General features: G+C 60.7%; 24 protein-coding genes. 5 read left to right on the top strand and 19 right to left on the bottom strand.

The genetic code is table 11. The features are described 5' to 3' along the window. Window positions 1–87 precede the first annotated feature (87 nt). Window positions 88–1,149 carry an NAD(P)-dependent alcohol dehydrogenase gene (locus L0U79_RS14360; RefSeq protein WP_233842952.1) on the top strand — a complete coding sequence of 354 codons (1,062 nt, stop codon included), beginning with the start codon at window positions 88–90 and terminating at the stop codon, window positions 1,147–1,149. Window positions 1,150–1,200: 51 nt separating this feature from the next. Here the strand turns inward: L0U79_RS14360 and L0U79_RS14365 are convergent, their stop codons facing one another. Then, window positions 1,201–1,959, bottom strand: a complete 759-nt coding sequence (locus tag L0U79_RS14365) for a YdcF family protein (RefSeq protein WP_233842953.1) — start codon at window positions 1,957–1,959, stop codon at window positions 1,201–1,203. A gap of 76 nt (window positions 1,960–2,035) precedes the next feature. On the opposite strand from L0U79_RS14365, the gene L0U79_RS14370 reads away from it, so the two are divergent. Together L0U79_RS14370 and L0U79_RS14375 are read left to right on the top strand one after the other, a co-directional pair. Continuing rightward, window positions 2,036–2,632, top strand: a complete 597-nt coding sequence (locus L0U79_RS14370) for a YigZ family protein (RefSeq protein ID WP_233842954.1) — start codon at window positions 2,036–2,038, stop codon at window positions 2,630–2,632. A gap of 65 nt (window positions 2,633–2,697) precedes the next feature. Continuing rightward, window positions 2,698–4,470, top strand: a complete 1,773-nt coding sequence (locus tag L0U79_RS14375) for an ABC transporter transmembrane domain-containing protein (RefSeq protein ID WP_233842955.1) — start codon at window positions 2,698–2,700, stop codon at window positions 4,468–4,470. A 167-nt stretch (window positions 4,471–4,637) separates the two neighbouring features. Here the strand turns inward: L0U79_RS14375 and L0U79_RS14380 are convergent, their stop codons facing one another. The 7 genes from L0U79_RS14380 to L0U79_RS14410 all read right to left on the bottom strand — a co-directional run bounded on the left by L0U79_RS14380 (window position 4,638) and on the right by L0U79_RS14410 (window position 11,493). Further along, the gene (locus L0U79_RS14380) at window positions 4,638–4,844 is read right to left on the bottom strand and encodes a cold-shock protein (protein WP_115496080.1); all 207 of its coding nucleotides are present in this window, start codon (window positions 4,842–4,844) and stop codon (window positions 4,638–4,640) included. Window positions 4,845–5,007: 163 nt separating this feature from the next. Then, the gene (locus L0U79_RS14385; RefSeq protein ID WP_233842956.1) at window positions 5,008–5,757 is read right to left on the bottom strand and encodes an S-methyl-5'-thioinosine phosphorylase; all 750 of its coding nucleotides are present in this window, start codon (window positions 5,755–5,757) and stop codon (window positions 5,008–5,010) included. A gap of 150 nt (window positions 5,758–5,907) precedes the next feature. Then, the gene (locus tag L0U79_RS14390; RefSeq protein ID WP_233842957.1) at window positions 5,908–6,471 is read right to left on the bottom strand and encodes a hypoxanthine-guanine phosphoribosyltransferase; all 564 of its coding nucleotides are present in this window, start codon (window positions 6,469–6,471) and stop codon (window positions 5,908–5,910) included. Between the two features lie 9 nt (window positions 6,472–6,480). Beyond that, on the bottom strand, window positions 6,481–7,482 hold the full coding sequence (nagZ, locus tag L0U79_RS14395; protein WP_233842958.1) for a beta-N-acetylhexosaminidase: 1,002 nt from the start codon (window positions 7,480–7,482) through the stop codon (window positions 6,481–6,483). After that, complete coding sequence (locus L0U79_RS14400; protein WP_233842959.1) at window positions 7,482–8,021, bottom strand: CYTH domain-containing protein; 540 nt, start codon at window positions 8,019–8,021, stop codon at window positions 7,482–7,484. Before L0U79_RS14400 ends, nagZ begins: the two co-directional genes overlap by 1 nt. A gap of 9 nt (window positions 8,022–8,030) precedes the next feature. Further along, window positions 8,031–9,344 (bottom strand): 23S rRNA (uracil(1939)-C(5))-methyltransferase RlmD, encoded by a 1,314-nt coding sequence (rlmD, locus tag L0U79_RS14405; RefSeq protein WP_233842960.1) that lies wholly within the window; start codon window positions 9,342–9,344, stop codon window positions 8,031–8,033. Between the two features lie 133 nt (window positions 9,345–9,477). Then, on the bottom strand, window positions 9,478–11,493 hold the full coding sequence (locus tag L0U79_RS14410) for a hypothetical protein (RefSeq protein ID WP_233842961.1): 2,016 nt from the start codon (window positions 11,491–11,493) through the stop codon (window positions 9,478–9,480). Window positions 11,494–11,541: 48 nt separating this feature from the next. Between L0U79_RS14410 and L0U79_RS14415 the strand changes: the two genes are divergently transcribed. Continuing rightward, a complete protein-coding gene (locus L0U79_RS14415; RefSeq protein WP_233842962.1) occupies window positions 11,542–12,273 on the top strand; it encodes a response regulator in 732 nt (243 codons plus the stop codon). A 19-nt stretch (window positions 12,274–12,292) separates the two neighbouring features. Here the strand turns inward: L0U79_RS14415 and recO are convergent, their stop codons facing one another. The 11 genes from recO to L0U79_RS14470 all read right to left on the bottom strand — a co-directional run bounded on the left by recO (window position 12,293) and on the right by L0U79_RS14470 (window position 24,241). Further along, complete coding sequence (gene recO, locus L0U79_RS14420; RefSeq protein WP_233842963.1) at window positions 12,293–13,003, bottom strand: DNA repair protein RecO; 711 nt, start codon at window positions 13,001–13,003, stop codon at window positions 12,293–12,295. A 23-nt stretch (window positions 13,004–13,026) separates the two neighbouring features. Beyond that, the gene (gene era, locus L0U79_RS14425) at window positions 13,027–13,962 is read right to left on the bottom strand and encodes a GTPase Era (protein ID WP_233843913.1); all 936 of its coding nucleotides are present in this window, start codon (window positions 13,960–13,962) and stop codon (window positions 13,027–13,029) included. Between the two features lie 136 nt (window positions 13,963–14,098). Then, window positions 14,099–14,758 (bottom strand): ribonuclease III, encoded by a 660-nt coding sequence (rnc, locus tag L0U79_RS14430; RefSeq protein WP_233842964.1) that lies wholly within the window; start codon window positions 14,756–14,758, stop codon window positions 14,099–14,101. Between the two features lie 2 nt (window positions 14,759–14,760). After that, window positions 14,761–15,147: a DUF4845 domain-containing protein gene (locus tag L0U79_RS14435; RefSeq protein ID WP_233842965.1), complete on the bottom strand. Its 387-nt coding sequence runs from the start codon at window positions 15,145–15,147 to the stop codon at window positions 14,761–14,763. Between the two features lie 130 nt (window positions 15,148–15,277). Beyond that, on the bottom strand, window positions 15,278–16,177 hold the full coding sequence (gene lepB / locus L0U79_RS14440; protein WP_233842966.1) for a signal peptidase I: 900 nt from the start codon (window positions 16,175–16,177) through the stop codon (window positions 15,278–15,280). Window positions 16,178–16,199: 22 nt separating this feature from the next. Continuing rightward, window positions 16,200–17,990, bottom strand: coding sequence for a translation elongation factor 4 (gene lepA, locus L0U79_RS14445; RefSeq protein WP_233842967.1), 1,791 nt, complete (start codon window positions 17,988–17,990; stop codon window positions 16,200–16,202). Window positions 17,991–18,166: 176 nt separating this feature from the next. Then, on the bottom strand, window positions 18,167–19,582 hold the full coding sequence (locus L0U79_RS14450) for a DegQ family serine endoprotease (RefSeq protein ID WP_233843914.1): 1,416 nt from the start codon (window positions 19,580–19,582) through the stop codon (window positions 18,167–18,169). A 210-nt stretch (window positions 19,583–19,792) separates the two neighbouring features. Then, entirely contained in the window at window positions 19,793–20,464 is a 672-nt protein-coding gene (locus L0U79_RS14455; RefSeq protein WP_233842968.1) for a sigma-E factor negative regulatory protein, read from the bottom strand. Continuing rightward, the gene (gene rpoE / locus L0U79_RS14460; protein WP_233843915.1) at window positions 20,461–21,057 is read right to left on the bottom strand and encodes an RNA polymerase sigma factor RpoE; all 597 of its coding nucleotides are present in this window, start codon (window positions 21,055–21,057) and stop codon (window positions 20,461–20,463) included. Before rpoE ends, L0U79_RS14455 begins: the two co-directional genes overlap by 4 nt. Window positions 21,058–21,176: 119 nt before the next feature. Beyond that, complete coding sequence (locus tag L0U79_RS14465) at window positions 21,177–23,765, bottom strand: EAL domain-containing protein (RefSeq protein ID WP_345778438.1); 2,589 nt, start codon at window positions 23,763–23,765, stop codon at window positions 21,177–21,179. Continuing rightward, window positions 23,762–24,241 (bottom strand): hypothetical protein, encoded by a 480-nt coding sequence (locus L0U79_RS14470; RefSeq protein ID WP_233842969.1) that lies wholly within the window; start codon window positions 24,239–24,241, stop codon window positions 23,762–23,764. Before L0U79_RS14470 ends, L0U79_RS14465 begins: the two co-directional genes overlap by 4 nt. 185 nt (window positions 24,242–24,426) lie before the next feature. On the opposite strand from L0U79_RS14470, the gene L0U79_RS14475 reads away from it, so the two are divergent. Then, the gene (locus tag L0U79_RS14475; RefSeq protein WP_233842970.1) at window positions 24,427–26,502 is read left to right on the top strand and encodes a 3-hydroxyacyl-CoA dehydrogenase NAD-binding domain-containing protein; all 2,076 of its coding nucleotides are present in this window, start codon (window positions 24,427–24,429) and stop codon (window positions 26,500–26,502) included. Window positions 26,503–26,526: the final 24 nt, after the last annotated feature.

A 26,526-nucleotide genomic window follows, 5' to 3' on the forward strand; every position in this document is an offset into this window, starting at 1 on the left:
AGCATTTCGCAGGAATCGATTACCTGCCGCTTGTTTCCAATGCGCATACTTTTGCTTTCGCCCACGTCATTTCCCTTGGAGAACACTATGGCTAGCAGCATTCGCGGATATGCCGCGCAATCCGCCACCGCGCCTCTCGCGCCGCATCGGATCGAACGACGCGATCCACGCGCGGACGACGTGGTCATCGACATTCTGTATTGCGGCGTTTGCCACTCCGACATCCACGTTGCACGCAACGAATGGGGCGGCGCGCGCTATCCGGTGGTGCCGGGTCACGAAATCGTCGGGCGCGTCATTTCCGTTGGCGACAAAGTTACGCGCTTCAAAGCCGGCGATATGGTGGGCGTGGGTTGCTTGGTCGATTCGTGTCAGCACTGCGAACCCTGTGCGCAGGGTTTAGAGCAGTACTGCAAAGAATCCCCCACGTTCACCTACAACGCGATCGATCGTCACGACGGCACGGTGACCTACGGCGGCTATTCCGAGCGCATCGTGGTGTCCGACAAATTCGTGTTGCGCGTGCCCGAAGGCGTCGACCCCAAGTCCGCCGCGCCGCTGTTGTGCGCAGGCATCACGACGTGGTCGCCGTTGCGTCACTGGAAAATCGGCAAAGGCCATAAAGTCGCCGTGGTGGGTTTGGGCGGCCTCGGTCATATGGGCCTGAAGTTCGCCAAGGCGATGGGCGCGGATGTCACGCTGTTTACGCGCTCGCCTGGCAAGGAAGCGGAAGCGCGTCGCCTCGGCGCCGATCACGTGGTGCTGTCCACCGATCCGAAGCAGATGGAAGCGGCGGCTGGCCAATTCGATTTCATTCTCGACACGGTGCCGCATCAGCACGATTTGAATCCGTACCTAGCCACGCTGAAGATCGATGGCGTGCATGTGCTGGTCGGTTTGGTCGAGCCGGTGGATCCGCCCGTGCATGCCGGCAGCCTTATCTTCGCGCGGCGCACGCTGGCGGGTTCGCTGATCGGCGGTCTTCCCGAAACGCAGGAGATGCTGGATTTCTGCGCCAAGCATGGCATTAGCGCGGATATCGAAATGATCGATATGAAGGACATCAACAAAGCCTACGAGCGCATGCTCAAGAGCGATGTGCGCTATCGCTTCGTGATCGATATGGCGTCGCTGAAAAACGGGGCTTAAGGCGATTTATTCCCTCCTCGATGGCGAGGAGGGAATTCTCATAAGAACGAATCAAGGCGCGCCGTATCGGCTGGGCGGCGCGTTCCATCCCATGACGTTGTAGACGTGAAATGTGAGTATGCCGAGGTATTCGTGCAAGGCGAATTCGGTAAGCGAGACGTTCCAGCCGTTCGGGAACCACGAAATTCGCGCATCGGCGTAATCGCCGCGCACGGGCAGCGCATCGACGCCGAAGTGTTCGAAATACATTTGCGCGCGACGCAAATGCACCGCCGACGACACCAGCACCACACGCTGCGGCGCATATGCCTTAAGCATCGGCTGCACAAATTGTGCGTTTTGCCAGGTGTTGAAACTGCGTGTTTCCAGTTGCAGATCGGAACGGTCCACGCCCATGCCGAGCAAGAGTTCGCCGTAGGCCGTCGCTTCCGGAACGCCGTTACGGAACGGATCGCCGCCGCTGACGATCACCTTGCAATCGTTGCCGCTCTGCTTGCATTGGCGATACAGCGTGTAGCCCTCGACCAGCCGATTGCCCGCGAACACCGTGGGGCCGACTTGGTTGGTGCCGATCACGCGCGACGTGCCGACGCCCAGGATCACGATCGCATTGCGAGGCGCCCAGGTCACCGTGGGCCGCGTCGCATACGGTGCTTGCAAATGGACGAGCAACCACGCCGGCAAAGGTCCGCACCCGCTCGCAAGCATCAGCACAAATGCCAAGCCGAACATCAGCCATCCGCTACGGGTTCGACGTTTGCGGACCAGTACGTAACCGAGCACACAAAGCAGTAGCAACAAAATCAGCATGCACGCATGTCCCGATCAAAAACAGGAAGGTTAGCGCAAGTCGCAGTCGGCACCCGATTCGCCTACCCTGCTCGCTATGACCGCCACGCTTCACACCCTTCTCGCCCCTTGCCGCTATAGCGAGGACATTCGCAAGAGCCGCTTTCTCGCCCAAGCATCGCCCGTCGACACGCCACAACAAGCCTTGGCCTATGTGCAGAACGCTGGCGACGCCTCCGCCACGCATAATTGCTGGGCCTATCGCATCGGCAAGGATTACCGCTTCAACGACGACGGCGAACCCGGCGGCACCGCGGGCCGCCCGATCCTGCAAGCCATCGAAGGCCAGGGCATGGACCGTGTGGTCGTGGTGGTCACGCGCTGGTACGGCGGGATCAAACTCGGCGCCGGCGGTCTGGCGCGCGCCTACGGCGGCACGGCGGCGGAATGCCTGCGTATCGCCGAACGCACGCCGATCGTGGCGATGGGCCGACTGGGCATGCATTGCGAGTTTGCCGACCTGGCCCTGATCAAAGCGCGGCTCAAGGAACTGGGCGCGGAGATCGAGCAGGAAAACTTTGAAGCCACCGGCGTCACCATGCACTGGCGCCTACCGGCGGACCGACTGGCTGACGCCAAGGCCAGGGTCGTCGACATCAGCCGAGGCCGTAGCGAGGCTTACGTGCTCGACTAGCGCCAACAATTGAATCGCCCCGCGCCAGCCCCATGTGAAACCGATCAGGACTGCGACGAGACCCCATGAGCACCACACCTGCGAACGATCCCAAGCCGCGTCGACGCATCGGGTCTTTACGGCTGTTGTGGCCGTTCGTTAAACCGCATCGCATGTTGGCGGTGGGCTGGTTGCTGTTTCTGGCGATTTCTTCGAGCGCCACGCTGGTCTTACCGATCGCCGTACGGCACATGATCGATCACGGGTTTCGCAACTCCAACGCGACCGCCATCAACGCCAGCTTTCTCGGTTTGTTCGCCGTCGCAGTAGTGATGGCGTTCGCCACCGCCGCACGGTTTTATTGCATCTCGCTGCTGGGCGAACGGACGTTGGCGGCTCTGCGTTCCAAGCTGTATGCGCATGTGATTCGCTTGGACGTCAGCTTTTTCGAACGCAATCGCGTGGGCGAACTGATTTCCCGCCTCGGCACCGACACGGAAGTCGTGCAAGCGTTAGTCGGCTCCGGTATTTCCGTCGCGCTGCGCAGTGCGGTGATGTTGATTGGCGCGACGGCGGCGATGATCTGGACCAGCCCACGTTTGGCCGGACTCACTGCATTGGTGATTCCCGCCGTGGTGCTGCCGATACTGATTTTCGGACGTCGCGTGCAGAAGCTATCGCGCGCCAGCCAGGATCGCCTCGCCGACGCCGCGGCCATCGCCAATGAAACGCTCAACGCCGCGCCGGCCGTCAAAGCGTATGCGCGCGAAGGCATCGAAAGCGATCGCTACGGCGGCGCCATTGCGCGCGCCTTGGCCACGGCGCGTCGTCGCATCGGTACGCGCACAGGGCTCACGGCGGCGGTGATTGTGCTGTTTTTCGGCGCGATCACGCTGGTGTTGTGGGTGGGCGCGCGCGATGTGCTTGCAGGCACGTTGGATGCCGGCGTGTTGGCGCAGTTCGTGGTGTACGCCTTTTTGTCGGGCGGTTCGATGATGGGCCTTTCCGATGTGTGGGGCGACGTGCTGCGTGCGGCGGGCGCGATGGAACGCATCAGCGAATTGTTTACCGAAGAAGCGACCATTGCCGATCCACCGCAGCCGCTCGCCCTGCCCCGACCGATTCGTGGTGCACTGCGCTTCGAGAATGTGGCGTTCCACTACCCCACTCGTCCCGACGCGCCTGCTCTGCATGATTTCAATCTCGATATTCGACCAGGCGAAACAGTGGCCTTGGTCGGCCCGTCGGGCGCCGGCAAAAGTACAGTTTTTGCGTTGCTGTTGCGCTTCTACGATCCACAGCGCGGCCGTATTTCGTTCGACGGTGTCGACCTGCGCGCGATGACGCTTCCCGAGCTGCGCGGCGCGATTGCGCTGGTGCCGCAAGAAACCGTGATCTTCGGGGGCACCGCGGCCGACAATATCCGCTTCGGTCGGCAAGACGCCAGCGACGACGAAGTACGCGCCGCCGCGCACGCCGCGGAGGCGCACGATTTCATCCAGATGCTGCAAAACGGCTACGACTCGGAACTGGGCGAACGCGGCGTGCGCCTTTCCGGCGGTCAACGTCAACGCATCGCCATCGCACGCGCCATCCTGCGCAACGCACCGCTGCTGTTGCTGGATGAAGCCACCTCATCGCTGGATGCACAATCGGAAGCGGCGATCCAGCAGGCCCTAGAACGACTGGAAAAAGGCCGCACCACTCTGGTCATCGCGCACCGCTTGGCGACCGTGCAACGCGCGGATCGCATCGTGGTGATGGATGGCGGAAGAATCGTGGCGCAAGGCACGCACGAAAGTCTGTTGGCCGAAGGCGGCCTTTACGCCGAACTGGCTCGATTGCAGTTCGTCGCCTGAGTTTTCATTCGCACGGCGAAAGGCAATGCGCCGACATCGCTTTGTATCGATCCAAAGAAATCATCCGATCGAACTCGCAGACCGTATTCCACATACGCCGAAAAGAAGAAAGCCTTGCGTCATGCAAGGCTTTCTTTTGGAACTGCATGGAAACAACGAGGGCATTATCAGCTCGCGAGTTCGACCCCGGAAGCCTGGGCGCCTTTCGGACCTTGGGTTACTTCAAACTTCACGCGCTGGCCTTCTTGCAGGCTGCGGAAGCCTTTGGCATTGATCGCCGAGAAGTGGACAAACACGTCCTCCCCACCATCCTCAGGTGCGATAAAGCCGAAACCCTTGGCATCGTTGAACCACTTGACCGTACCGAAACGCATTGCGTGAACCTCTGAATCTAAGGACTGGATGCACCAAGTCTCTGCGAGAACCACCTCTACCCCTAGGTCCGCCGCCCCTGGCACAGAGAAAGTATCTGCATGTTTTCACATAAAGCGCAATATGCGCCTGCGTCAGGGGTGACCCAGGAGGCGGTTCGACTGCTTAGGCTTTGAGCACTTCGGCAAGGATCGGAGGCACTGCAGCGGTGGCCGCCGCGAGGTGGGCAAAGATCTCTTCGATGCTGATTTCAGCCTCGTCGCCGCAACCGGCGGCAAAGTTGGCCACCAGCGCCAGGCAGGCGTAATCGATTTCGAGTTCGCGCGCCAAGGTGGCTTCCGGCATGCCGGTCATGCCGACCAGGTCGCAGCCGTCGCGCTTCATGCGCGCGATTTCCGCACGGGTTTCCAGGCGCGGCCCTTGGGTCGCTCCGTAGCAACCGCCGTCGATAACGTCGATACCCGCCCGCTCGGCCGCATCGATCAACGCGGTGCGCAGGGATGCGGTATAGGGTTCGCTGAAATCGATGTGCTTGACCTGAGCGCCCTCGACATCGCAGAAGCTGGTGTAGCGCCCGTGCGTGTAGTCGATGATCTGGTCCGGCACCACGATCACCCGCGGTCCCATGTCGTGGCGAATGCCGCCCACCGCATTGACGCCTACCACCTTGCGCGCGCCCAGATGATGCAAGGCCCACAGATTCGCGCGGTAGTTCACGCGATGCGGCGGCAAGGTGTGGCTTTCGCCGTGCCGTGCCAGGAAGGCGATTTTGCGACCGACGAAATCGCCGATGACGACATCGCCCGACGCAGGCCCGTAAGGCGTATCGACGCTTTGCCGCGTCGCGTTCTCCAAACCGGGGAATTGATACAACCCGCTACCGCCGATTACGGCGAGGTCGATGGCGTGACTCATGATGCGTGGTCCCAAAGCGTGAATTTGAAAACGGTAAAAGAAGCACCGCAACAATCAAAAGATAGCGTTACCAATGCGCCGGCACTCATACACAGTAAAGCGATTTTCTGACAGATCATCGCTCGCCCAGCGTCGACCTTTGCAAGACGATCAACGCAAAGCATAGATCGCGGGAAGATTGCGCCCTTGCTCGTAGTAATCCATGCCGTAGCCGAAGACATAGCGATCCGGCACTTCTACGCCGTTGAAATCGCAGTGAATACCTTCGACACAACGATCGTGCAGCTTGCGGCAAAGGGTCGCCACCAGCACGCGTTTTGCGCCGCGACGCAAGCAATCGTCGCGCACGGCTTTGAGGGTGTACCCCTCGTCGAGGATGTCATCCACCAGCAACACCGTGCGCCCCTGCAGCGAGACCATCGGCTCGCGCAACCAATGCAATTCGTTGCCGGTGGTCGCACCGCGGTAACGGGTGGCGTGGATGTAGTCGAACTCCAGATCGGTGCGGATGGCTAGCGCCAGCTGCCCGGCGAACATCAGCGCGCCATTCATGACCGTGAGAAACACCGCGCGCTCGCCATCCAGCGCAGCGTCGACGGCGCGCCCGATATCGGCGATGGCGGCTTCCAGTTCGCCCTGCTTGAACAGCACGTCGGCGTGGGTGAGCGCTTCGGCCAGGGACGGCGCGGCCTTTGAGGAGGGGGAAGAACTCATCGGAATGCCTCAATGATCGAGTGCGGTGACACGCGCGACAAAACGGTCGCGCTGCGGATTGTCGAGCAAACCATCCCAGGTAGCGCCGATCGCGCCGCGCAACGCGGCAAGACGCTGCAAGGTGGCGTCCGACGGCGACGGCACGGCGGCAATCGCTTCTTCGACCACATCGGGAAAACATGCCAGTACCAGATCGCAACCTGCCTGCAGGTGCGCACGCACGCGCTCGGCGACGCCGCCTGCAACGCCGGCCGCAGCCATGCTGATGTCGTCGCTGATCACCGCGCCCTGAAAACCAAGCTGCTTGCGCAGCACGTCGTGGATCCAGCGATGCGAATAGCCTGCGGGCTGATCGTCCACGGCCGGATACACCACGTGCGCCATCATTACGGCTTCGGCGTGGGCGGAAAATCCTTCCAGAAACGGGCGCATGTCGTTCCGGCGGATGTCGTCGAGCGAGCGCGGGTCGATCGCCTGCGCCTTGTGCGTATCGACCGCCACCGATCCGTGACCAGGGAAATGCTTGAGCACCGCCGCCATGCCGCCGAGGTGAATGCCACGCACGTAGGCATGGATCAATTCGCCGGTGATTTCCGGATCGGCGTGAAACGCGCGCGTGCCGATCGCCGCATTGCCGCGCGCCAAATCGGCGACCGGTGCAAAGCTGAAATCGATACCACTCGCGCGTAGCTCGCTGGCCATTACCCAAGCGTGTTCTTCAGCCAACCGGATCGCTTCGCCAGGATCGCGATCGTAGATTTCGCCGATTTTCGACAGCGCGGGCAAACGCGTGAAGTCGTTGCGGAAACGTTGTACAGGGCCACCCTCTTGATCGACCGCGAGCAAAAACTCCTCGCCCGCGACGACGCGAATGGATTCGACCAAGGCCAGCAACTGTTCGCGGTCCTTGTAATTGCGCGAAAACAAAATCACGCCCGCGACGCCCGGCGCCGCGAGCCATGCTTGCTCGTGCGGCAGCAATTCGTTGCCGGCGATACCCACCAACAACATCAGGCGCTCTCCCCTTGCGTTGTTCCGGCGTCAATCGCGTTGCGCTCGTCGGCGCTCCATGCGGAATAAGGATGCTCGATTAAGTTGACGTTGTAATAACGCGCCAGACTGCTGACTTCGCGCCCCAGCCACGTCGGGCGCGGAAACGAAGCATTCGGATCGGGCAATTCGATCTCCGCGACCCACAAGCCTGCGTTGCTGCCGAGGAATTCATCGATCTCGAACAGCCAGCCGTCGATCTCGACGTGATGGCGAATCTTTTCGAGCACGCCGTCGCACAAACCGTCGAGCATCGATTGCGCATCGACAAGCGGCATCGGCAATTCATATTCGGTACGCGAAACGCCTAGCTCCACCGACTTGATATTGAGCCACGCGTTATCGCCGCTGATCCGCACACGCACCGACGCGCGCGCCATGCCTTCGCGCAATGCACGCACATCCACCAGATAACCTTGGGCGATGTGTTTGCTGGATGCGACTTCAGCGCGCCATGCATCGTTGGCGAGCAGAAATTTGCGTTCGATTTCGATGCCCATCGGGGAATATTACCTGCGTTCGAATAGCGCAATCGATTCGACATGCGCGGTATGCGGAAACATGTCCATCACGCCCGCCGATTTCAAACGAAAGCCGTGCTGATTGACCAAGATGCCGGCATCGCGCGCCAACGACGCGGGATGACAGGAAACATAAACGATGCGGCTCGTTTCCTTATGCGGCAGATAGTCCAACACCTTGTCCGCGCCGGCGCGCGGCGGGTCGAGCAACAGTTTGTCCCAGGGTTTGCGCGCCCAGTCCGTGCCGCGCTGATCTTCGAAGAGATTCGCCACTTGGAACTGCGCGTTGGTAATTCCATTGCGCGCCGCATTTTCAGCCGCGCGCATCACTAGACCGTGCTCGCCTTCCACGCCGGTCACTTCGGCCACGCGCCGCGACAGCGGCAGCGTGAAATTTCCCAAACCGCAAAACAGATCCAACACGCGATCTTGCGGCTGCGGATCGAGCAGTTCCAACGTGCGCATCATCATGCGGCGATTCATGCCGGCATTGACCTGCACGAAATCGAGCGGCTGGAATTCGAGTTCCACATCCTGCACACCTTCGCCGGCCGGAACGCGGAAAGCGAGACGCGGATGTTCGGGCCACAGCGGATGCACGGTGCTGATGCCGCCCGGTTGCAGATAGATGGCGAAACCATGCTCTTGGCCAAAAGCCACGAGCTTTGCCCGGTCGCCGTCGCTGAGCGGCTTGAGGTGGCGAAACACCAATGCGATGGTGTCGTCACCTGCTGCAAATTCGATCTGTGCAATCTCCGCGGCGGCGTCCATGCTGCCTACCAATTCGCCTAGCAGCCCGATCTTCGGACCGAGCGCGGGATGCACGACATCGCAATGCAAAATGTCGGCGACGAAGCGCGGATTGCTTTCTTCGCGAAAGCCCACCAGCACGCGCCCCTTTTTGGCGACGGCGCGCACCGAGAGACGTCCCTTGCGGCGATAGCCCCACGCCTCATCGGTGAGCGGCGGCAACCAGGTTTCCGGCTCCACTTTGCCTATGCGCGCGAAGTTGTCGACCAGCACGCGTTGTTTGGCTTCGATCTGCGCAGTTGCATCCAGATGCTGCAACGAACAGCCGCCGCACTGGCCAAAGTGACTGCAGCGCGGCTCGACCCGGTGCGGCGAACGCGTGAGAACTTCCACGGTTTCCGCTTCGTCGAAATTGCGGTGGCGTTTGCGGATGCGCATGCGCACTTGTTCGCCAAGCAATGCGCCGCTCACAAACACCGTTTTGCCGTCGATGCGCGCGACACCCCGGCCGTCGTGACTGAGATCGGTAATGGCGGCTTCGAATTCGTTCATCGGCACTCTTGAGAAAATAGGACACCCGGATCGCGCGCGACCCGGGCAATAACGCGAAAGGAGGACTCGGGCCTGTCGGCCCCGGCGATCGGCCCATGATACCAGCCACCCTGCCCGTTCCGGCTTACGGCCGTCAGCGGTCCGCCACGGTGCTCTGGGAGGCGGCTTTGAGCCGGTGAACCAGCACGGGCCAATCGACCCGGGTCTGCGCGCCGACCACATGCAAGTACGGCAGACCGCTGCCTTCCACGATGGAGTAGCCGCTGACGTCGCCGTCCAGCCCAGCTAACGTGCAGACGCCGTTTTGCAAATCTGCGCGTATGCCCATGCGCTTATAGTTCATCGTCTTGAACAACTTCATCACGGCGCCTTGCAAACCGTTGGCCGCCGTTCCGCCGGTGACGATGGACAAGTTGTTGGCGGCGCGCAAGCTGATGCGTCCACCGTTCTGCGCCAGCAACGATGCTTTGAATCCGACGGGGTTGCCGCCCACCAACTGGAGATTGTCGATCGTTCCATCCAATCGGCCGGACATGGGACCGAAGTTGAAGGTATCGGCCAATGGCGCGAGATCGATTTGTTCAAGCGTTACGTTCCCGCTGAAAGCTGGGCTGCTGCTCAACGGTTGTTGCACGGCGATGTGATCGATCAACGCTGTGCCGTCGAAAGCTTTTAGCGTGAGCGCACCGCCCAATGCAAAACCATCGCCCGTCCAGTGCATGGAAGTTATGGCGCCGTTCAACGTCCCGGCGAACGACGTCCAACCCATCACCTGATTGAGCGCGACAGTGTCGATGCCTTGCACATCTGCCGCAAGGTCGAGACGTTCCGCCTTTGGCGCGGCAGGGCGCCACTCAAGCTTGGTGATGCGCGTGCGCCCTTTCAGCGTCGGCAGCTCCAGCGGCGATTGCAGATTGAGCGCGCCGTCGCGGCTGCGCCAACGCGATTGCTCGGCGCCGAATGCGAATTGACGCAAAACCAGTTGGTTCCACGCCAACGTCGTAGAAGTTTTTTCGCCCTGCACCGACCAATCGAGATCGCCACGCAATCCGTTGGCTTGCAGTTGACCTGAGCTGTCGGCGATATCGAGCTTTTCAGTATGAAACGCAAAGTCGCGCAAGGCGTCGGCGGCATAATCGACATGCCCGCTGAGCTGTCCTGCAATTTGCAAATGCGGGCCGGCGAGATTGTCCAACCACGGTTGGCCATAGCGCTCGTAAGCGGCAGGGAAATGCGCGTCGAAGCGATCCAGATGCAATTTCTGCACGGTCCCTTTGGCATCGATCGTCATGCCGCCTTCGAGCTGAAGGGCATCGGCGTCGTCCATGCGCAAATGGCTGACGGTAAGCACGCTGTGTTCGGTGCTGGCCCCGACATCCATCACCACGTCATGCGTGGGGAGTCTTGCCACGATGGGGCCCAACTGGAGCTCGCCGCCGCGCACGCTTCCGTTGAGCTCGAGCTTCGCCGGTCGCGCGGTGGCGTCCAGCGAGAAACGCGCATGTCCACCCAATCCTTGGCCGGAAACATCGCCGGCGGGCGTCGCGTATTTGAGATCGGCGAAGGTAGCATCGCCGGACGATTGGAAGCCTTCGTCTCGCACATCCAAGGCAAGGTCCGCGTCGACTTTGCCGCCCGTAACGCGGCCAGGCGTCACCGTTGCGAGCAAGCCCTGCAGCCAGCTTGCGGGGAGGTTGCGCACGTTGATCTGCGCATGCGTCGGCTGATCCAGCGGAAATGCTGCACCGATGTGCGTGGCGTCCTGGTCGGCATTGACTTCCAGCGTATTGGCCGACGGATCGACGGCGACGGTGACCGTGGCATTACCGAGCGCCGCGCCAGGGACTCCGTTGAGTTGGACGGTGCCGTCGAACATCCAGCGCAATTGAAGATCGCGGTGCAAATTGCCAGCCAGCGTGATGCCGACTTTGCGCCAGCCCAGCCCTGGCACGTCGGCTTTGCCGGCACGCAAGGTCACTTGCACCGTGTCCGGCACCGGGCCCGGCGTCAATTGCGCGCGCACATCCTGCAGGCTCACGCCCGGCATATCGATCCGCTTGGCCACGACCACGGTGTCGGCCCACGCGGGGGCCACCCACAGCAGGGTCAGGAACACACAGGCAGCAAAGGGGCGGCTAAATGAAAACATCGGGCGACCATTCTGCCAAACTAAGCTGAACGATGTGGACACAGAACCATGCCGTATCCGTCAACAGCCCCCGCCACCACAGACGCGCCCTATGTATTGGTCGCCGACGACGATGCGCCGACCCGCTGGTTTCTCGGCGATGCGTTTCGCCAGTTCGGCGCGCGCGTCGCGCTTGCCTCCGATGGCGGCGAGGCGCAAACGCTGGCGCGCGACGAGATGTTCGACCTGCTGGTGCTGGATTGCCGGATGCCCAATACGGGCGCGGTGGATATCTTGAACAACCTTCGCCACGATTCAGATTCGCAATCCGTCTGCAGCCCCGCTGTCGCCACCAGCGCCGAGTTGGATACCAACGAGCAACAGGCATTGCTGGCACGAGGGTTCCACGCGGTATTGCTCAAACCGTGCACGCTTCAGGATCTGCAGACCATTCTGACCCTTGCCAATACCAGCCAACGCTGCCTTCCCCTTCTCGACGATGGCATGGCGTTGACCACCAGCGGCACGCCTGCGGTGGTTCAAGCGCTTCGTGGTTTGCTGCGGCAGGAACTGGTTACGGTGTCTGCAGAATTGGATGACTTGAGCGCCGATTCGGAGGCATTGGAAGCGCGTCTGCACAAACTTCGCTCATCGTGCGGTTTCTGCGGGGCCGCTTCGTTGTCGGAGCACATCGTTTCGTTGCAGCGGCACCTGAAGCTGGCGCATCGTGGCGTGATGTTGCCATTGACGGATTTTCGCCGGTCGTTGCTGCAAACCATCGACGCTTTGGAACCGCGATAGCATCCGCCGCGTTTTTTGATTAACGACGCGCGAGCGCCCCGCGTAATACGCGCCATGCGCGCAACTCGATGCCGCCAAGATGAAAGCGGATCAATTCGCGCATCATGCCGCGCAAGGCATGCAAAGCTTGCGCATCCGGCTGGCGATCTTCGAGCAAGGCCGACAGATCGCCGCCGCGCACGGCAAAAGGTTCATTCGCGCGGCACCGCACCGGTCCATGTTCGGGCCGGTAGACGTAGAGCACATCGCTCATCAAAGGCTGGCCGCTATCCGCGTCGATATCCAGTTGCAAGGCGTAACCCAACGCAGCGAGCAGATCGCGTTCGAATCGTCGCAAATGCCAAGCCAGCGCTTGGCTGCCAGCAAGGCGTTCTAGCGTCTGCGCGTAGGCGAGATAAAGCGTTGGATGCGGGTCCTGGCGTTCGGTCAGCCGTACCACCAGTTCGTTGACGTACAGGCCGGCCAGTCCGGCATCGCCCGTCAAGCGCAAGGGCAATGCCGTCGAATCGACACCACGCAATGTCGCCAGCTCGCCACGCATTTGCAGATTTACCGCCAGCGCCTGGAAAGGTTCCAATTGCGATCGCTGCGTGCGCCCGCGTTCACTGCGCACGCCGCGCGCAACGATCCCGAGACGCCCGTAATCGCGCGTCAGGCATTCGATCAACAGCGACGTTTCCCGATAGGGACGCGTGTGCAAGACATACGCAGGCTGTTGCTCGATGAGCATGTCGGTTGTCCGGCAACGCGCAACTAATCGGTGTAGCCGAATTGTTTGAGCAGTGCTTCGTCGTCAGCCCAGCCTTCGCGCACTTTCACCCAAAGCCGCAGGAATACCTTGCGATCGAACATGCGCTCCATATGACGACGCGCGGCGCTGCCGATGACTTTTAGCTGCGCGCCGCCCTGACCGATCACGATAGCCTTCTGTCCATCGCGTTCTACCCAGATTACCGCGTGAATTTCCGCGACACCGTCAGGACGGTCTTTGAACTGTTCGATCTCGACCGTGGTGGCGTAAGGAAGCTCTTGATCGAGCCGCAACATCAGCTGCTCACGCACCATTTCTGCAGCGAGAAAGCGTTCGCTGCGATCGGTGATTTCGTCTTCGCCGAAGATCGGGGCGCGCACTGGCAAGCGCTTAAGAATGTCTTGCGAAAGCGAATCCAGTCCCTTTCGCTTCAAGGCACTGACGTAATGCACGGCATCGAAGCTGTGTTTGTCGCAAAGGTCGGCCACAAAAGGTAATAACGTGGATTTGTCCTTGCTGAGGTCGACCTTGTTGATGACCAGCAAGCGCGGAATATTTTGTTCCGCTAGCGCTTCGTAAAGCGCTTCGTCCTCGTCCGTCCAACGTCCCGCTTCGATTACCTGCGCAGCCAGCTCCACTTCGCCAATCACCGAACGCACGGCGCGATTGAGGCTGCGATTCATCGCGCGCTTGGCGCCACGATGAAGGCCAGGCGTATCGACATACAGAATCTGCCCCGCTTCGCTGCTGGCAATGCCCAGAATGCGGTGGCGGGTGGTTTGCGGCCTTGGGCTGACGATCGACAGACGAAAGCCGATCAGCGCATTGAGCAGCGTCGATTTGCCGACATTCGGTCGACCGGCAAGCGCCACGAATCCGCAACGGTAATCCGGATGCGGCAGTTCGTTTTCGACGATGTCGTCGTTTTCGTCGTTCATGATACGCAGATACTCTTCGTAGACGGGTATAAGCATGGCGCTGCGCGCTCGCGAACGCCACTGGACATGGCGATATGACACGCCACGCGGGAAAATCAGGGTTGAATAAAGGCGGTTTACAGCGCAGATGGGTGGATCAAGACCCTTCCTGAACACCTGCGAGGCGGGTCAGCACTACCTCGGCGGCATCCTGTTCGGCGAGCCGCCGGCTGCTGCCACGTCCGGGCGCCACCACCGCGACCGGTTCGGTTACCACGCAGTTCACTTCAAAGACCCGCGCGTGCTCCTCACCTTCAGTCGCTACTAGTTCGTATTGAGGCAAAGGCCAGCCTTGCCCCTGTAGCCACTCCTGGAGCCGGGTCTTGGCATCCTTGGAGGAACGAGGCAACGCGGCGACGCGATCGACAAAGAGCGCGCGCACCGTTTCCCGGCACGCCTCGAATCCGCCGTCCAGATAAACCGCCGCGACCAGCGCTTCGAAGGCGTCGGCGAGGATCGAGTCGCGCCGGAAACCGCCGCTTTTAAGCTCGCCGGAACCAAGCTTGAGTTGATCTCCCAATTCCAGCTCGCGCGCTAACGACGCAAGCGCTTGGCCGTTCACGAGCTGAGCGCGCAGGCGAGACATTTCGCCTTCGGCCGCCTTGGGATGGGTTTCGTACAACATCTCGGCGACGATCGCGCCAAGCAGCGCGTCGCCGAGAAACTCCATGCGCTCATTATTGGGCCTGCCCGCGCTGCGATGGGTCAGCGCAAGCGCGGCAAGCGCAGGGTCTCGAAAAGGATAATCCAGTGCCACGATTATTGCGGTGGAGCGACGTTACCTGACACCGGCACGCTCTTGTCGAAATGAACCAGGAAATCGATGTTGTAGATAAACGGAATTTGTTTGTCGTAGCTCACGTGCAGCTGATTGCCGCTGGCGCCCTGTTCGAACGTAATGTCGCTGGGATGAATCGTCGCGTCATCGACGTATTGAAAGTCGAGCTTGCGCACGAGATCGCGACGAACCTGATCCAGCGTCTTGCCTTCAACGCCCTCGGTGGAAACCTGATTCATGGCTTTTACTACGCCTGCGAACTCCGTATATGCGGGTACCAACTTCATCGCCATGTAGGCGAAAAAGACAGCCACGATCAAGACCACCAGGAACCCGATGAGCGTGATGCCCGTTTGCTTCGATTTCATAGTCCCCTCGCTATGCCGCTGACGCGGCCACCCTGTTTTTTGCCAGACACCGAATACGCGTACTTTGCCCGGTCCACGCAGGTATCGCCAGCGACACGTTCACGATTCCGCCGCGAACCGGACAAGCCATTCAATGGATGACCTTGCCAATGCGGTGGAAATCTACCATCCCGGTGCCCCAACCCTTCCAGCTGAGCCAGATCATGAAGGCCTTGCCGACCAGGTTTTCCTCCGGCATACAACCCCACCAGCGGCTGTCTTCGCTGTTCTCGCGATCGTCGCCCATCACCAGATAGCAGTTCGGAGGAACTACCGACGGCACGTGCGCGTTGGGAATGGCTGGCGTCGGGCCGCGCGACGGCATGCGTGCGATCAGGTGATTGACGGGACCGAGTTGCTCACGCCAGATGGTGGCGTTGTAGTACAGAAGTTCGTTGTCTTCAGGGCGGGCCGGATTGCCTTGGAAGGAACCGATCTGCGTATCGACCACCGGCTTACCGTTGATCACGATCTGGCTGTCGTGCACTTCAATCGTGTCGCCTGGCAGACCGACGACGCGTTTGATCCAGTTCTGGCTCGCGACGGGCGCGCGCGGATCGGAGCAGGTCACGTCGCCGCTGCGCACGGTGTTGCCATTGTCGTCCTGGCAGATGTAACCGGGGAATCGGAAAACGACTACATCGCCGCGCTTGGGCTCGCCCAGGCTAATGACTTTGTTGTTGAACGCCGGCAGACGCAGGCCGTAAGCGAACTTGTTGACGAGAATGAAATCGCCCACGTCCAACGTCGGCATCATCGAGCCCGAAGGAATGCGAAACGGCTCGGCCACGAAGGAACGCAGAATCAACACGACAAAGATCACCGGAAACAGCGAGCGCGCCCAATCCACTGGCGCCGGATCGCGGTATTCCTCGCGGGCCGCTTTGAAACGCGCTTGCCGCTTCTTATAGAAAAACAGGCGATCCAAGCCCCACACCACACCGAACAACACGGTGAGGGCGAGCAAAATGGCCGAAAAATCAAAATCCATGCGATGACTCCATAGCCCGCTGCTATTTGTCGACTTTAAGCACGGCGAGGAAGGCTTCCTGAGGAATCTCAACCCGACCGACCTGCTTCATTCGCTTCTTGCCTTCTTTTTGTTTCTCTAGAAGCTTCTTTTTGCGGCTGACGTCACCACCGTAACACTTCGCCAGCACGTTTTTGCGCAAGGCCTTTACGGTCGAACGTGCGATGACCTGCGCCCCGATGGCGGCCTGGATGGCCACATCGAACTGCTGACGCGGAATCAGATCTTTCATGCGCTCGACCAATTCGCGCCCGCGGCGGTCGGCGTGACTGCGGTGGACGATCAGGCTGAGCGCGTCCACGCGTTCGCCGTTGATAAGAATATCGACGCGCACGAACGGGCCGGCATCGAACCGTTCCATGTGATAGTCCATCGACGCGTAACCGCGCGATACCGACTTCAACTTATCGAAGAAATCTAACACCACTTCGGCAAGCGGCAGCTCGTAGCTGATCTGCACCTGCGTGGCGAGATATTGGATCGAGCGCTGCACGCCGCGCTTTTCTTCGCACAAGGTGATGATGTTGCCGATGTAATCCGGCGGCGTAAGGATGTTCGCGACGATGATGGGCTCACGAATCTCTTCGATCTGCGGCAACGCCGGGAGACGCGCGGGATTGTCCAGCTGCATCAACGAACCGTCGGTCTTGAGCACTTCATAGACCACCGTTGGCGCGGTGGTGATGAGGTTCAGATCGTATTCGCGCTCTAAGCGTTCCTGCACGATTTCCATGTGCAACATGCCGAGGAAGCCGCAGCGAAAACCGAAGCCCATCGCTTCTGAACTTTCCGGTTCGAAGAACAACGCGGCGTCGTTGAGTCGCAACTTGTCCAACGCTTCGCGCAGCGCCGGGTAGTCGTCGGCGGACACCGGAAACAAACCGGCGAAAACGCGCGGTTGCATCGTTTGGAAACCGGGCAGCGGATGCGGCGCGGGCTTGCCAGCCGACGTCAACGTATCGCCGACCGGCGCGCCGTGCACGTCTTTGATGGACGCGGTAATCCAACCCACCTCACCCGCGGCGAGCTTTTCCAGTTTCTTGCGCTTGGGCGTAAAGACGCCGACTTCGCTCACTTCGTGCGTGCGGCCCGTCGACATCACCAGCAGCTTCTCGCCGGGTTTGATTTCGCCCTGCATGACACGCACCAGCGACACCACACCGAGGTAATTGTCGAACCAGGAATCGATGATCAACGCTTGCAAGCGATCGGTATCGCGCGGCTTCGGTGGCGGAATGCGCGCGACGATGGCTTCCAGCACCTCGACCACGTTCTGACCCGTCTTGGCGCTGACCGATACGGCATCTTCGGCATGGATGCCGATGACGGCCTCGATCTCGCCTTTCACCTTTTCCGGATCGGCGGTCGGCAGGTCGATCTTGTTGAGCACGGGCACCACTTCCAGCCCCTGCTCCACCGCCGTGTAACAGTTGGCGACGGACTGCGCCTCCACACCCTGGGCCGCGTCCACGACCAGCAACGCGCCCTCGCACGCCGCGAGCGAACGGCTCACTTCATACGAGAAATCAACGTGCCCGGGCGTATCGATAAAATTGAGCTGATAGGTTTTGCCGTCGCGCGCCTTGTAAGGCAGCGACACCGACTGCGCCTTGATGGTGATGCCCCGCTCGCGTTCGATCGGGTTGCTATCGAGCACCTGGGCTTCCATCTCGCGCTCGGCGAGACCGCCGCAAATCTGAATGATGCGGTCGGCAAGCGTTGATTTGCCGTGATCGATGTGGGCGATGATGGAGAAATTGCGGATCAGTTCCATGGGCACGCTATCAGCTTCACCGCCTCGCGCGATGCACAGGCAGCCTATCACCGGGATGGCGATATTAGCCGCGCATTATCGCATGGTTTGAGAGGATGAACCGCAATGCGGGGGCCCCGCGTTGTGTGCCCGCTCCAGCGGGAGGCCTGCCGGGCAAGCAGGCCTCCAGGCGTCCGTTACTCGTCCTTGCCGTTCGGTACCGTCAGACCGATAAAGTTGGTGGTGTCGCCGCGACGCACCAGCAACAGCACGGTATCGCCGGGCTTCACATTCGCCGTCGCGGCGCGGAAGGCTTCGACCGTGCCGACTTTCTTCTGATTGACCATCAGGATGACATCGCCCTGCTGCAGACCTGCTTGCGCCGCAACGGGGCCTGTCACATCGGAAATCCCGACCCCCTCGCCTGCCTTAAGGCCGAGCTGACTGCGCGTGGCCGAATCCAGGTTTTCGACGCTCAGGCCTAGAGCGCTCGATCCGCCACTCGGCGCGACCTTGCCAAGCGCAGACTGTTCATTCTGGTTGCGCGGCATCGCGCCGATCGTCGCGTTGATGGTTTTTTCGCTGCCGTCGCGCAAGATCTTGATCGGCACCGAGGTACCCGGCTTGGTCAGGGAAACCAACGGCGGCAGATCCGTACCCTGCACGATATCGTGGCCGTTGAACGCAAGGATGACGTCGCCCGATTGCAAGCCGGCTTTCTGCGCGGCGCTATCGGGCGTCACGTTGACGACGATGGCGCCTTTCGCGCTATCGAGTTTCAGCGCTTTCACGACATCTTCGTCGACCGGCTTGATCTCGACGCCCAGCATGCCGCGCGTGACAAAGCCCTTAGCTTTGAGCTGATCGACTGCGTTCATCGCCAGATCGATTGGGATCGAAAACGCTACGCCCTGATAACCGCCAGTGTCGGAATAGATCTGCGAGTTGATACCTACCACCTGGCCTTGCAGATTGAACAGCGGGCCGCCGGAATTTCCACGGTTGATCGGCACGTCGGTCTGGATAAACGACGTGCTGGGTTGATCGCCCCCGCCCAAGCTACGCCCCACGGCGCTGACGATGCCTTGGGTCACGGTGTAATCGAAGCCGAACGGCGAACCGATCGCCAACACCCATTGGCCCGGCTTCAGCGTGCGCGAATCGCCAATGCTTACCGTCGGCAAGCTGCCGGTCGCATCGACTTTCAACAAAGCGATGTCATAAGTCGCATCGGTGCCCACCACTTTGGCGGTCAATGTTCGGCGATCTTGCAAACGCACGGTCACAACGTCCGCGTGATCGACGACGTGATTATTGGTAAGGATGTAGCCGTCACCGGAAATGATGAAACCCGAACCCAACGACGTGTGCGCCTGTTCTTCCGGCGAGGGCATCATCGGCATGCCGAAGAAGCGCCGAAAGATTTCCGCCTGCCCCGGATCCATGCCCTGCATCGGCTGACCACCCGCGCTGTTTTTCGGGCGGCGACCGGAATACTTCGCCTCCACGTGCACGACGGCAGGCGCATTCTTTTGGACGATGCCCGTGAAATCAGGCAGTGCGGCAGCCGGGGCGACTTGCGCCATCGTGATGCCTGGCATGGTGATGCCCATGACCAACGCACAACCCATCAAGCCATGACACAAGCGGCTGCTGACGAAACGGGGAAAACTCATGACGCCTCCTCGGGTTCTGGACACCCCACTTCCGCTCCATGGCTCGTAGGGTGGAACGGGAGAAAGGGCAACATTGGAGAGCGGGTGCTTCGGTCACCCGTACGGAAGCCTGAGGGTTAGACCCCAGACTTCCGTTAAACCATTGGCTTACTGATGCGCTGCTTGCGCCGGCGCGGAGCGGGCCTGCGGCGTATCGATCAGCAGCAGATAGCTACCATCCTGATTGTTCACCGCTTTGTAGCCATGGATGGAATACGTCTGGCTGGCATAGCGTTGAAACAGCGGATTGTCGGACGAGTCGCCCAACGTCACGGAGGCGCGCTGGCTCAGCCCGGAAGCCGAATAAGGACTCAACGACGGCGGCACGGCGCCCAATACGTCGTTGCTGGCGCGTGCGGCAGCGGCCGGGGAAATCGAAGCCACCGACCGCGCGCCGGAAGATATCGCTGCGTTGCCATTGGCCGCCAATCGCGCTGGACGTTCCGAATCGGGTGAGGTCGGTTGCGAAACCATCAACGCCGCCACCGCGACGCTGGCGGCGATGGCGCCACCGAGCGACAGCCGCAGCCAGTCGCGCTTGGGTGCAACATTGGAAGAGATTTGTTCGCCTTCGATCGCCACCATCACGCGTGAAGCGAACCCGACGCTGGCCACAGTGGGCAGCTGGCGGCGCAAGCCGTCGCCGGCGACGTGATAGTGCGTCCATGCTTGCAGCAGCGACGTGTCGTGGTCGAGCCTGCGCAATAAAAAGCGCAACTCTTCCCTGGACAATTCGCCGTCCATGGCCGCGGAAAGATTTTCCATGTTGGCTTCACTCATGACATTCGGTCCTCGCGGTCTGAAAGCAGTGGCCGCAACTTCTCATCGATCGCCTCGCGTGCCCGGAAGATGCGCGAACGCACCGTACCGATCGGGCAGCCCATGGCATCGGCAATCTCTTCGTAGCTGAGGCCTTCCACTTCACGCAATGTGATGGCTGTCCGCAGCTCCTCGGGCAAAGCTTGGACAGTGGCAAACACCGTTTGTTCAATTTCCTGTCGCATTAATTCGCGTTCAGGAGTGGCCCCTTCGTGCATGCGATCGGCGCCGGGCACGAAAACGGCGTCCTCGATGGCGATATCGTCGGTCGGCGGTCGACGCCCCATCGCCACGAGGTGATTCTTGGCCGTGTTCACGGCAATTTTGTACATCCAAGTATAGAAAGCGCTTTCGCCACGAAACGAGCCAATGGCTCGCCACGCTCGGACGAAAGCTTCCTGAGCCACATCTTCACATTCGGCTGCGTTGTGCACGTAGCGGGAAATCAGGGCGATGACCTTGTTCTGATATTTGCGCACCAGCAGGTCGAAAGCGCGTTTGTCCCCGTTTTGTACTCGCTCAACCAGCGCACTATCGAGTTCGTTTTCGCCCATCCGGGCCGTCTCCTTCGTCTCGAGGGATGGGTTGAGCTGCTCTGACCCGTAATGCGCCAGCAAGTTCAGCAGCAAGTGCCGAGCCCCTGCATTCTAAGATAGGGGCTACCCGATGAGGCTCAAGCCGGCAGTTTGTCCTGAATCTCGGACAACAGCCGTTCGCGCTCGCTCAATAGCCGCTCGAAACTACCCTGAGGCAAGGGTCGGCAGAACAGATATCCCTGCAATTCGTCGCATTGGTTGGCGCGCAGGAACTGCAGATGCTGTTCAATTTCCACCCCTTCGGCCACCACGCCGCGCTTGAGGCGATGGGCCATTTCGATGGTGGCGCGCACGATGGCTTCGTCGTCGGGATCAACGCCGATATTGCGTACAAAGCTTTGATCGATCTTGATGCGATCGGCCGGCAACTTGCGCAGGTAATCCAGCGACGCCGCACCGGTACCGAAATCGTCGATGGCGATATGGCACCCGAGGCGATGCAGTTTCTGCATGTTATCCATCAGATTGGGCGCGGCCTTGATGCTGATGCTTTCGGTGACTTCCAGCTCCAGCAGGCCGGGATCGAGGCCGGTCTCCTCGAGCACTTTCGCCACGACATCGGAGATATCCGGCTGCATCAACTGCACGGCCGAAAGATTCACGCCCAAACGCAAACGCATGCCGAACCGGTCGTCCCACGCCTTGGCTTGCTTGCACGCCGTGCGTAGCACCCACTCACCGATGGAAACGATCAGACCCGTTTCCTCCGCCAGCGGAATAAAGAAGCCAGGACCGATATTGCCCAGTTCTGGATGCTCCCACCGCAACAGCGCTTCCATGCCGACGATGTCTTCCGACTCGGCGTTGATCTGCGGCTGATAGAACACGCGAAGCTCGCCGTTGCCTTCCGCGTGGCGCAATCGAGCCTTCAACGCAGCGTTCTGCTGTTCCTGCGCGGGGCTTACGTCGTAAACACGGTAGTTGTTGCGCCCCAGACTCTTGGCCGCATACATCGCTTCATCGGCATGCTTGAGCAGCGTTTCGGCGTCGGGCGCATCTTCCGGGAAGAAGCTGATACCGATGGACGCGGTCACTTGCAGCTCTGGACCATCGTCCAGATGCAACGGCGCTTCCATCAATTGCACGATTTTTTCCGCAACGCGCAGCACGTCGTCGGTTTTTACGATGTGACGCAAGACGATCGTGAACTCGTCGCCCGCATAGCGCGCGACCGTGTCGGATGCACGAACGCTGCTGCGCAACCGTTGCGTGACTGCCACCAGCACCTGGTCGCCGACGGCATGACCCAAGGTGTCGTTGATGAATTTGAAGCGATCCAGATCCACGAACAGCACGGCAAAGGTTTCGCCGGTGCGGTTCGCTTCGCGGATGATGGTATCGAGTCGATCATTGAATAGCAGCCGGTTCGGCAAACCCGTGAGCGCGTCCAACAGGCCTTCGGCGCGCCCTTGTTCTCGCGTGCGCCGCAGTTCGAGCATGTGCGCAAAATACGCGGCCACGCCGTGCATGACGGGCTCGACGATATCCGGCTCGCTAAAGGGATGACGGCTGCCCGCCAGCAACGCGCCGATCACGTTGCGCCGCTCGTCCAGCAAAGGCAAGCCGACGAATCCACGCAGCCCCAAGGTTCCGATCAGCGGATCCACATCGGCCAAACGGCGCGCATCGCTGGGATGCATCAACGTGCGTCCGCTGAGCACCAAGCGCAGCGAACTCTGCAATTGCGGCCCGGGCAACGCCTGCTCATCGCCACGCCAACGCTGCACGACTTGCACCGGAACGCTGCTTTCTTCCGGACGCGCCGACCATACCGCGACGTAATCCAGATCCATGTTATCCAACAGAAGCTGGACCGTTTCCGGCACGCTGGCGTCGTCGTGACTGCTGGTAAACACGCGCGCCAATACCGACAACGCCGCTGTCGGACGCACGCTGGCGCTGGCGTTTCTAAATTGCACCGCCACCATGTCGCGCGCGTTATGAAGCACGCGGCGCATGCTCGCCTCGCCGAGGTCGTAACCGCGAATGGATTTACGCTTGCATGCCAGCCAGCGCCGATCGGCGTCGCTGCACGCCTTGTCCAAACCGCCAGATTCGAAGATCAACACGTCTTGCCATGGCAACCCAAGCAGCACGCTGTTGGCCAATCCGCAGTGCCGCATATAGGACGGATTGGCTTCGACAATGCATTCGGCTAGCGGATCGATAATCAGCCAATCGCTATCGACATCTTCGAATACAAAGCGATAGTCGTTACCGGACTGCGCAAACACGAGTGGCGCAGCGGGTTTTCCTGCTTGCTCGACAACGGTCGCTTGCCGTCCGCTATGCAGTTGCTGCCATCGAGGAATCAGTTCGGTACCGATCTGCGACGCGTAAAGCCAACCCGCAATCGCCGAGGGCAGCTGCGTGGGTTTGATCGACGCGTCGTCGTGCAGCACCGCAATGATGGGCGCACTGACGCACGGCGGCAGCAGTCGAAGTTGTTCGCAAAGCGTTGCGCTGGTGCGTCCGTCGCCTTCGAATACCACGACGATCAACGCAAGCGGATCGCGCCCTTCCAGCAAAATAGCCGCGTGCGTCGTGTCGCGCGCGGAATGGATCATCGGGTGACCTTCCGCATCCAGCACGTCGAACAGCTCGCGACGAAGCTCGCGCTGCGCGGCGACCAACAAGATGCCCGCTTTCAGAGTAACTGTCGTCACAGCAGCCAGCGTCCATCACGCAATCGTGGACGCTGTATCAGATGCGCCGTGCTGCCGAGGCGCACAGCGACATCGTCGACGCTGGAGACCAATGCCGGCAATGCATCAAGCAGCACGACCCGACGAACGTGCCCGGCCGGCGCGCGCGCAAGCTGACGCAGTAGCGTATTTTCCGCCGGCACTAACGGCAACGGAAACGGTGAGAGCAGATAGATGCCGAAGTGAATGCTCTGCTGGATATATCGCAATACATTGCCGATACGTTGCGACCCGGGAATGACCGCATGCGCCTCGCGCAAATTTTCCATTCCAATTTCCGAGCGCCAGACATACACCGACTGACCGTTATTGCGTGCGATGGCGCGAAACTGATCGATCAACGCGTTGCTGTCCACATGATCGAGCACGACCAACCCACCGGGCGCAGTCAGGATGCGCTCGTAGATGTCGCTACCGGCAAGCGGTGCAGGGGCCATCAGGGAAGTCATAACGCCCAAAAAAAGAAGTCGCGGCATCCCGTACGTTACGCGGTCGCACGCCAAGCGCAATACCCCGTTTGCCGAGGCGTGATCTGGGCGGCATACCCGGCGCTCCGCCGATGTCTCGCATTCATCGCGGCGGGACGGTATGGTGAGGGCCCCTCGGCCATACCCTCATCCCCATGTTCGAAGGACTGCGTTTCAATCACTGGAAGACGAGCCTGGACGACAGCGGCATCGTCACCCTGACCCTGGACCGCGCCCAAAGCAGCGTCAACGCCATTTCCCGGGAAGTACTGGATGAGCTGGGGCAGATCGTGGAGCGACTGGCCATCGAAAAGCCGGCCGGGGTGATCATCCACTCGGCTAAGGCGAACGGTTTTGCGGTCGGCGCCGATATCAAAGAATTCGTGGAATACGCCAAGCACGGCACGGTGTTGGAAAACATCGAGAACGGCCAGCGCGTGTATGAATCGCTGGCGCGTCTGCCCTGCCCGACTGTGGCGGTTGTGCATGGCGCATGCATGGGTGGCGGTACCGAGTTGATCCTGGCCTGCCGCCAACGCATCGCGGCCGATGACGACAAGACCCGGATCGGGCTGCCCGAGGTAATGCTAGGCATCCACCCGGGCTGGGGCGGGTCCGCTCGCCTGCCGCGCCTTATCGGCGCGACGGAAGCCCTGCCCGTCATGTTGACCGGCAAGGCCTTGTCTGCGCGACGGGCCAAGGCCCTGGGCGTCGTCGATCGCTTGGCCTGTCCGGAGGAGCTGATGGCCGAGGCGCGTGCCCTTCTTCGCAACCCCCACACCCCGCCGTTCGCCCAACGGGCAAACGCCTGGCTCACCAACACGTGGCTGGCGCGGCAGATACTCGCCCCGATGGTGGTCAAGCAAACGGCGGCAAAGGTCCGCAAAGATCATTACCCTGCGCCCTTCGCGTTGATTGATGTGTGGAAACGCGGCGGCGGCAACATCCAGCAACGTTTGAAGCTGGAAGCGCGCTCGGTGGCGAAACTCGCGCAAACGCCCACCGCTCAAAACCTCATCCGCATTTTCTTTTTGCAGGAACGCCTCAAAGGGCAAGGTGGCGGTATCGATGCAGGCATTCGTCATATCCACGTGGTCGGCGCCGGGGTGATGGGAGGCGACATCGCAGCGTGGGCGGCATTCAAAGGTTTCGACGTTACGCTGCAAGATCGCGAGATGCAGTACATCCAACCCGCGTTGGATCGCGCGCAAGCGCTGTACGAAAAGAAATTGAAAACACCGGAAAAGGTTGAAGAAACGCGTCGCCGTCTGCGCGCGGATGTGGAAGGCGCCGGCATCGCGCAAGCCGATCTCGCCATCGAAGCAATTTTCGAAAACCCGGACGCGAAAGAAGCGCTGTACGCGACGATCGAACCGCAGCTCGGCGCAAGCGGCATCCTCGCTACCAATACCTCGTCCATTCCGCTGGACGAACTGCGCAAGCGACTGACGGCGCCGCAGCGTTTTCTCGGCTTGCACTTCTTCAATCCCGTCGCGCAAATGCCGCTGGTGGAAGTGGTGCGTCATGATCGACTTGATCCCGCCATCGAAAAACGCGCAATGGCGTTCTGCAAGGCGATCGGCAAGCTGCCGGTGGCGGTCAAGGGCACGCCGGGTTTCCTTGTGAATCGCATCCTGATGCCCTACTTGCTGGAAGCCCTGCGCCTTTACAGCGAAGGCGTGCCGGGCCCGATCCTCGACAAAACCGCCAAAGCCTTCGGCATGCCGATGGGACCGATCGAGCTGGCCGACACCGTCGGCCTCGACGTGTGCGCGTCGGTCGGCAAAGAGCTTGCGCCGTTCCTGGGACTGGAGCTTCCGCCGGGCCTGGAAGACAAACTCCAAGCCGGCAAGCGCGGCAAGAAGGATGGCCAAGGCTTGTACACCTGGCAGGACGGCAAACCGCAAAAACCCGAAGTCGATGCCGACTACACGCCGCCACCGGATCTGCAAGATCGCATGATTCTCGCCATGGTGAACGAGGCCGTCGCATGCCTGGGCGACAACATCGTGGACGATGCCGACCTGCTCGACGCCGGCGTTATTTTCGGCACCGGTTTTGCGCCATTCCGCGGCGGCCCGATCCAATTCGTACGCAGCGAAGGCGCGGGGAAAATCCAACAAAAACTCGAAGCGCTGTCGAAGCGCTACGGCGAACGTTTCACGCCGAAAAACGGATGGGATCACCCGGCGCTGAAACAAAGCGGCTTTGAATTCCCCTCAGCAAGCTAGACGCTTCTTCGGGAAAAAAGCCGG

The sequence above is a fragment of the Dyella sp. 2HG41-7 genome (assembly GCF_021390675.1).
Lineage (GTDB): Bacteria > Pseudomonadota > Gammaproteobacteria > Xanthomonadales > Rhodanobacteraceae > Dyella_B.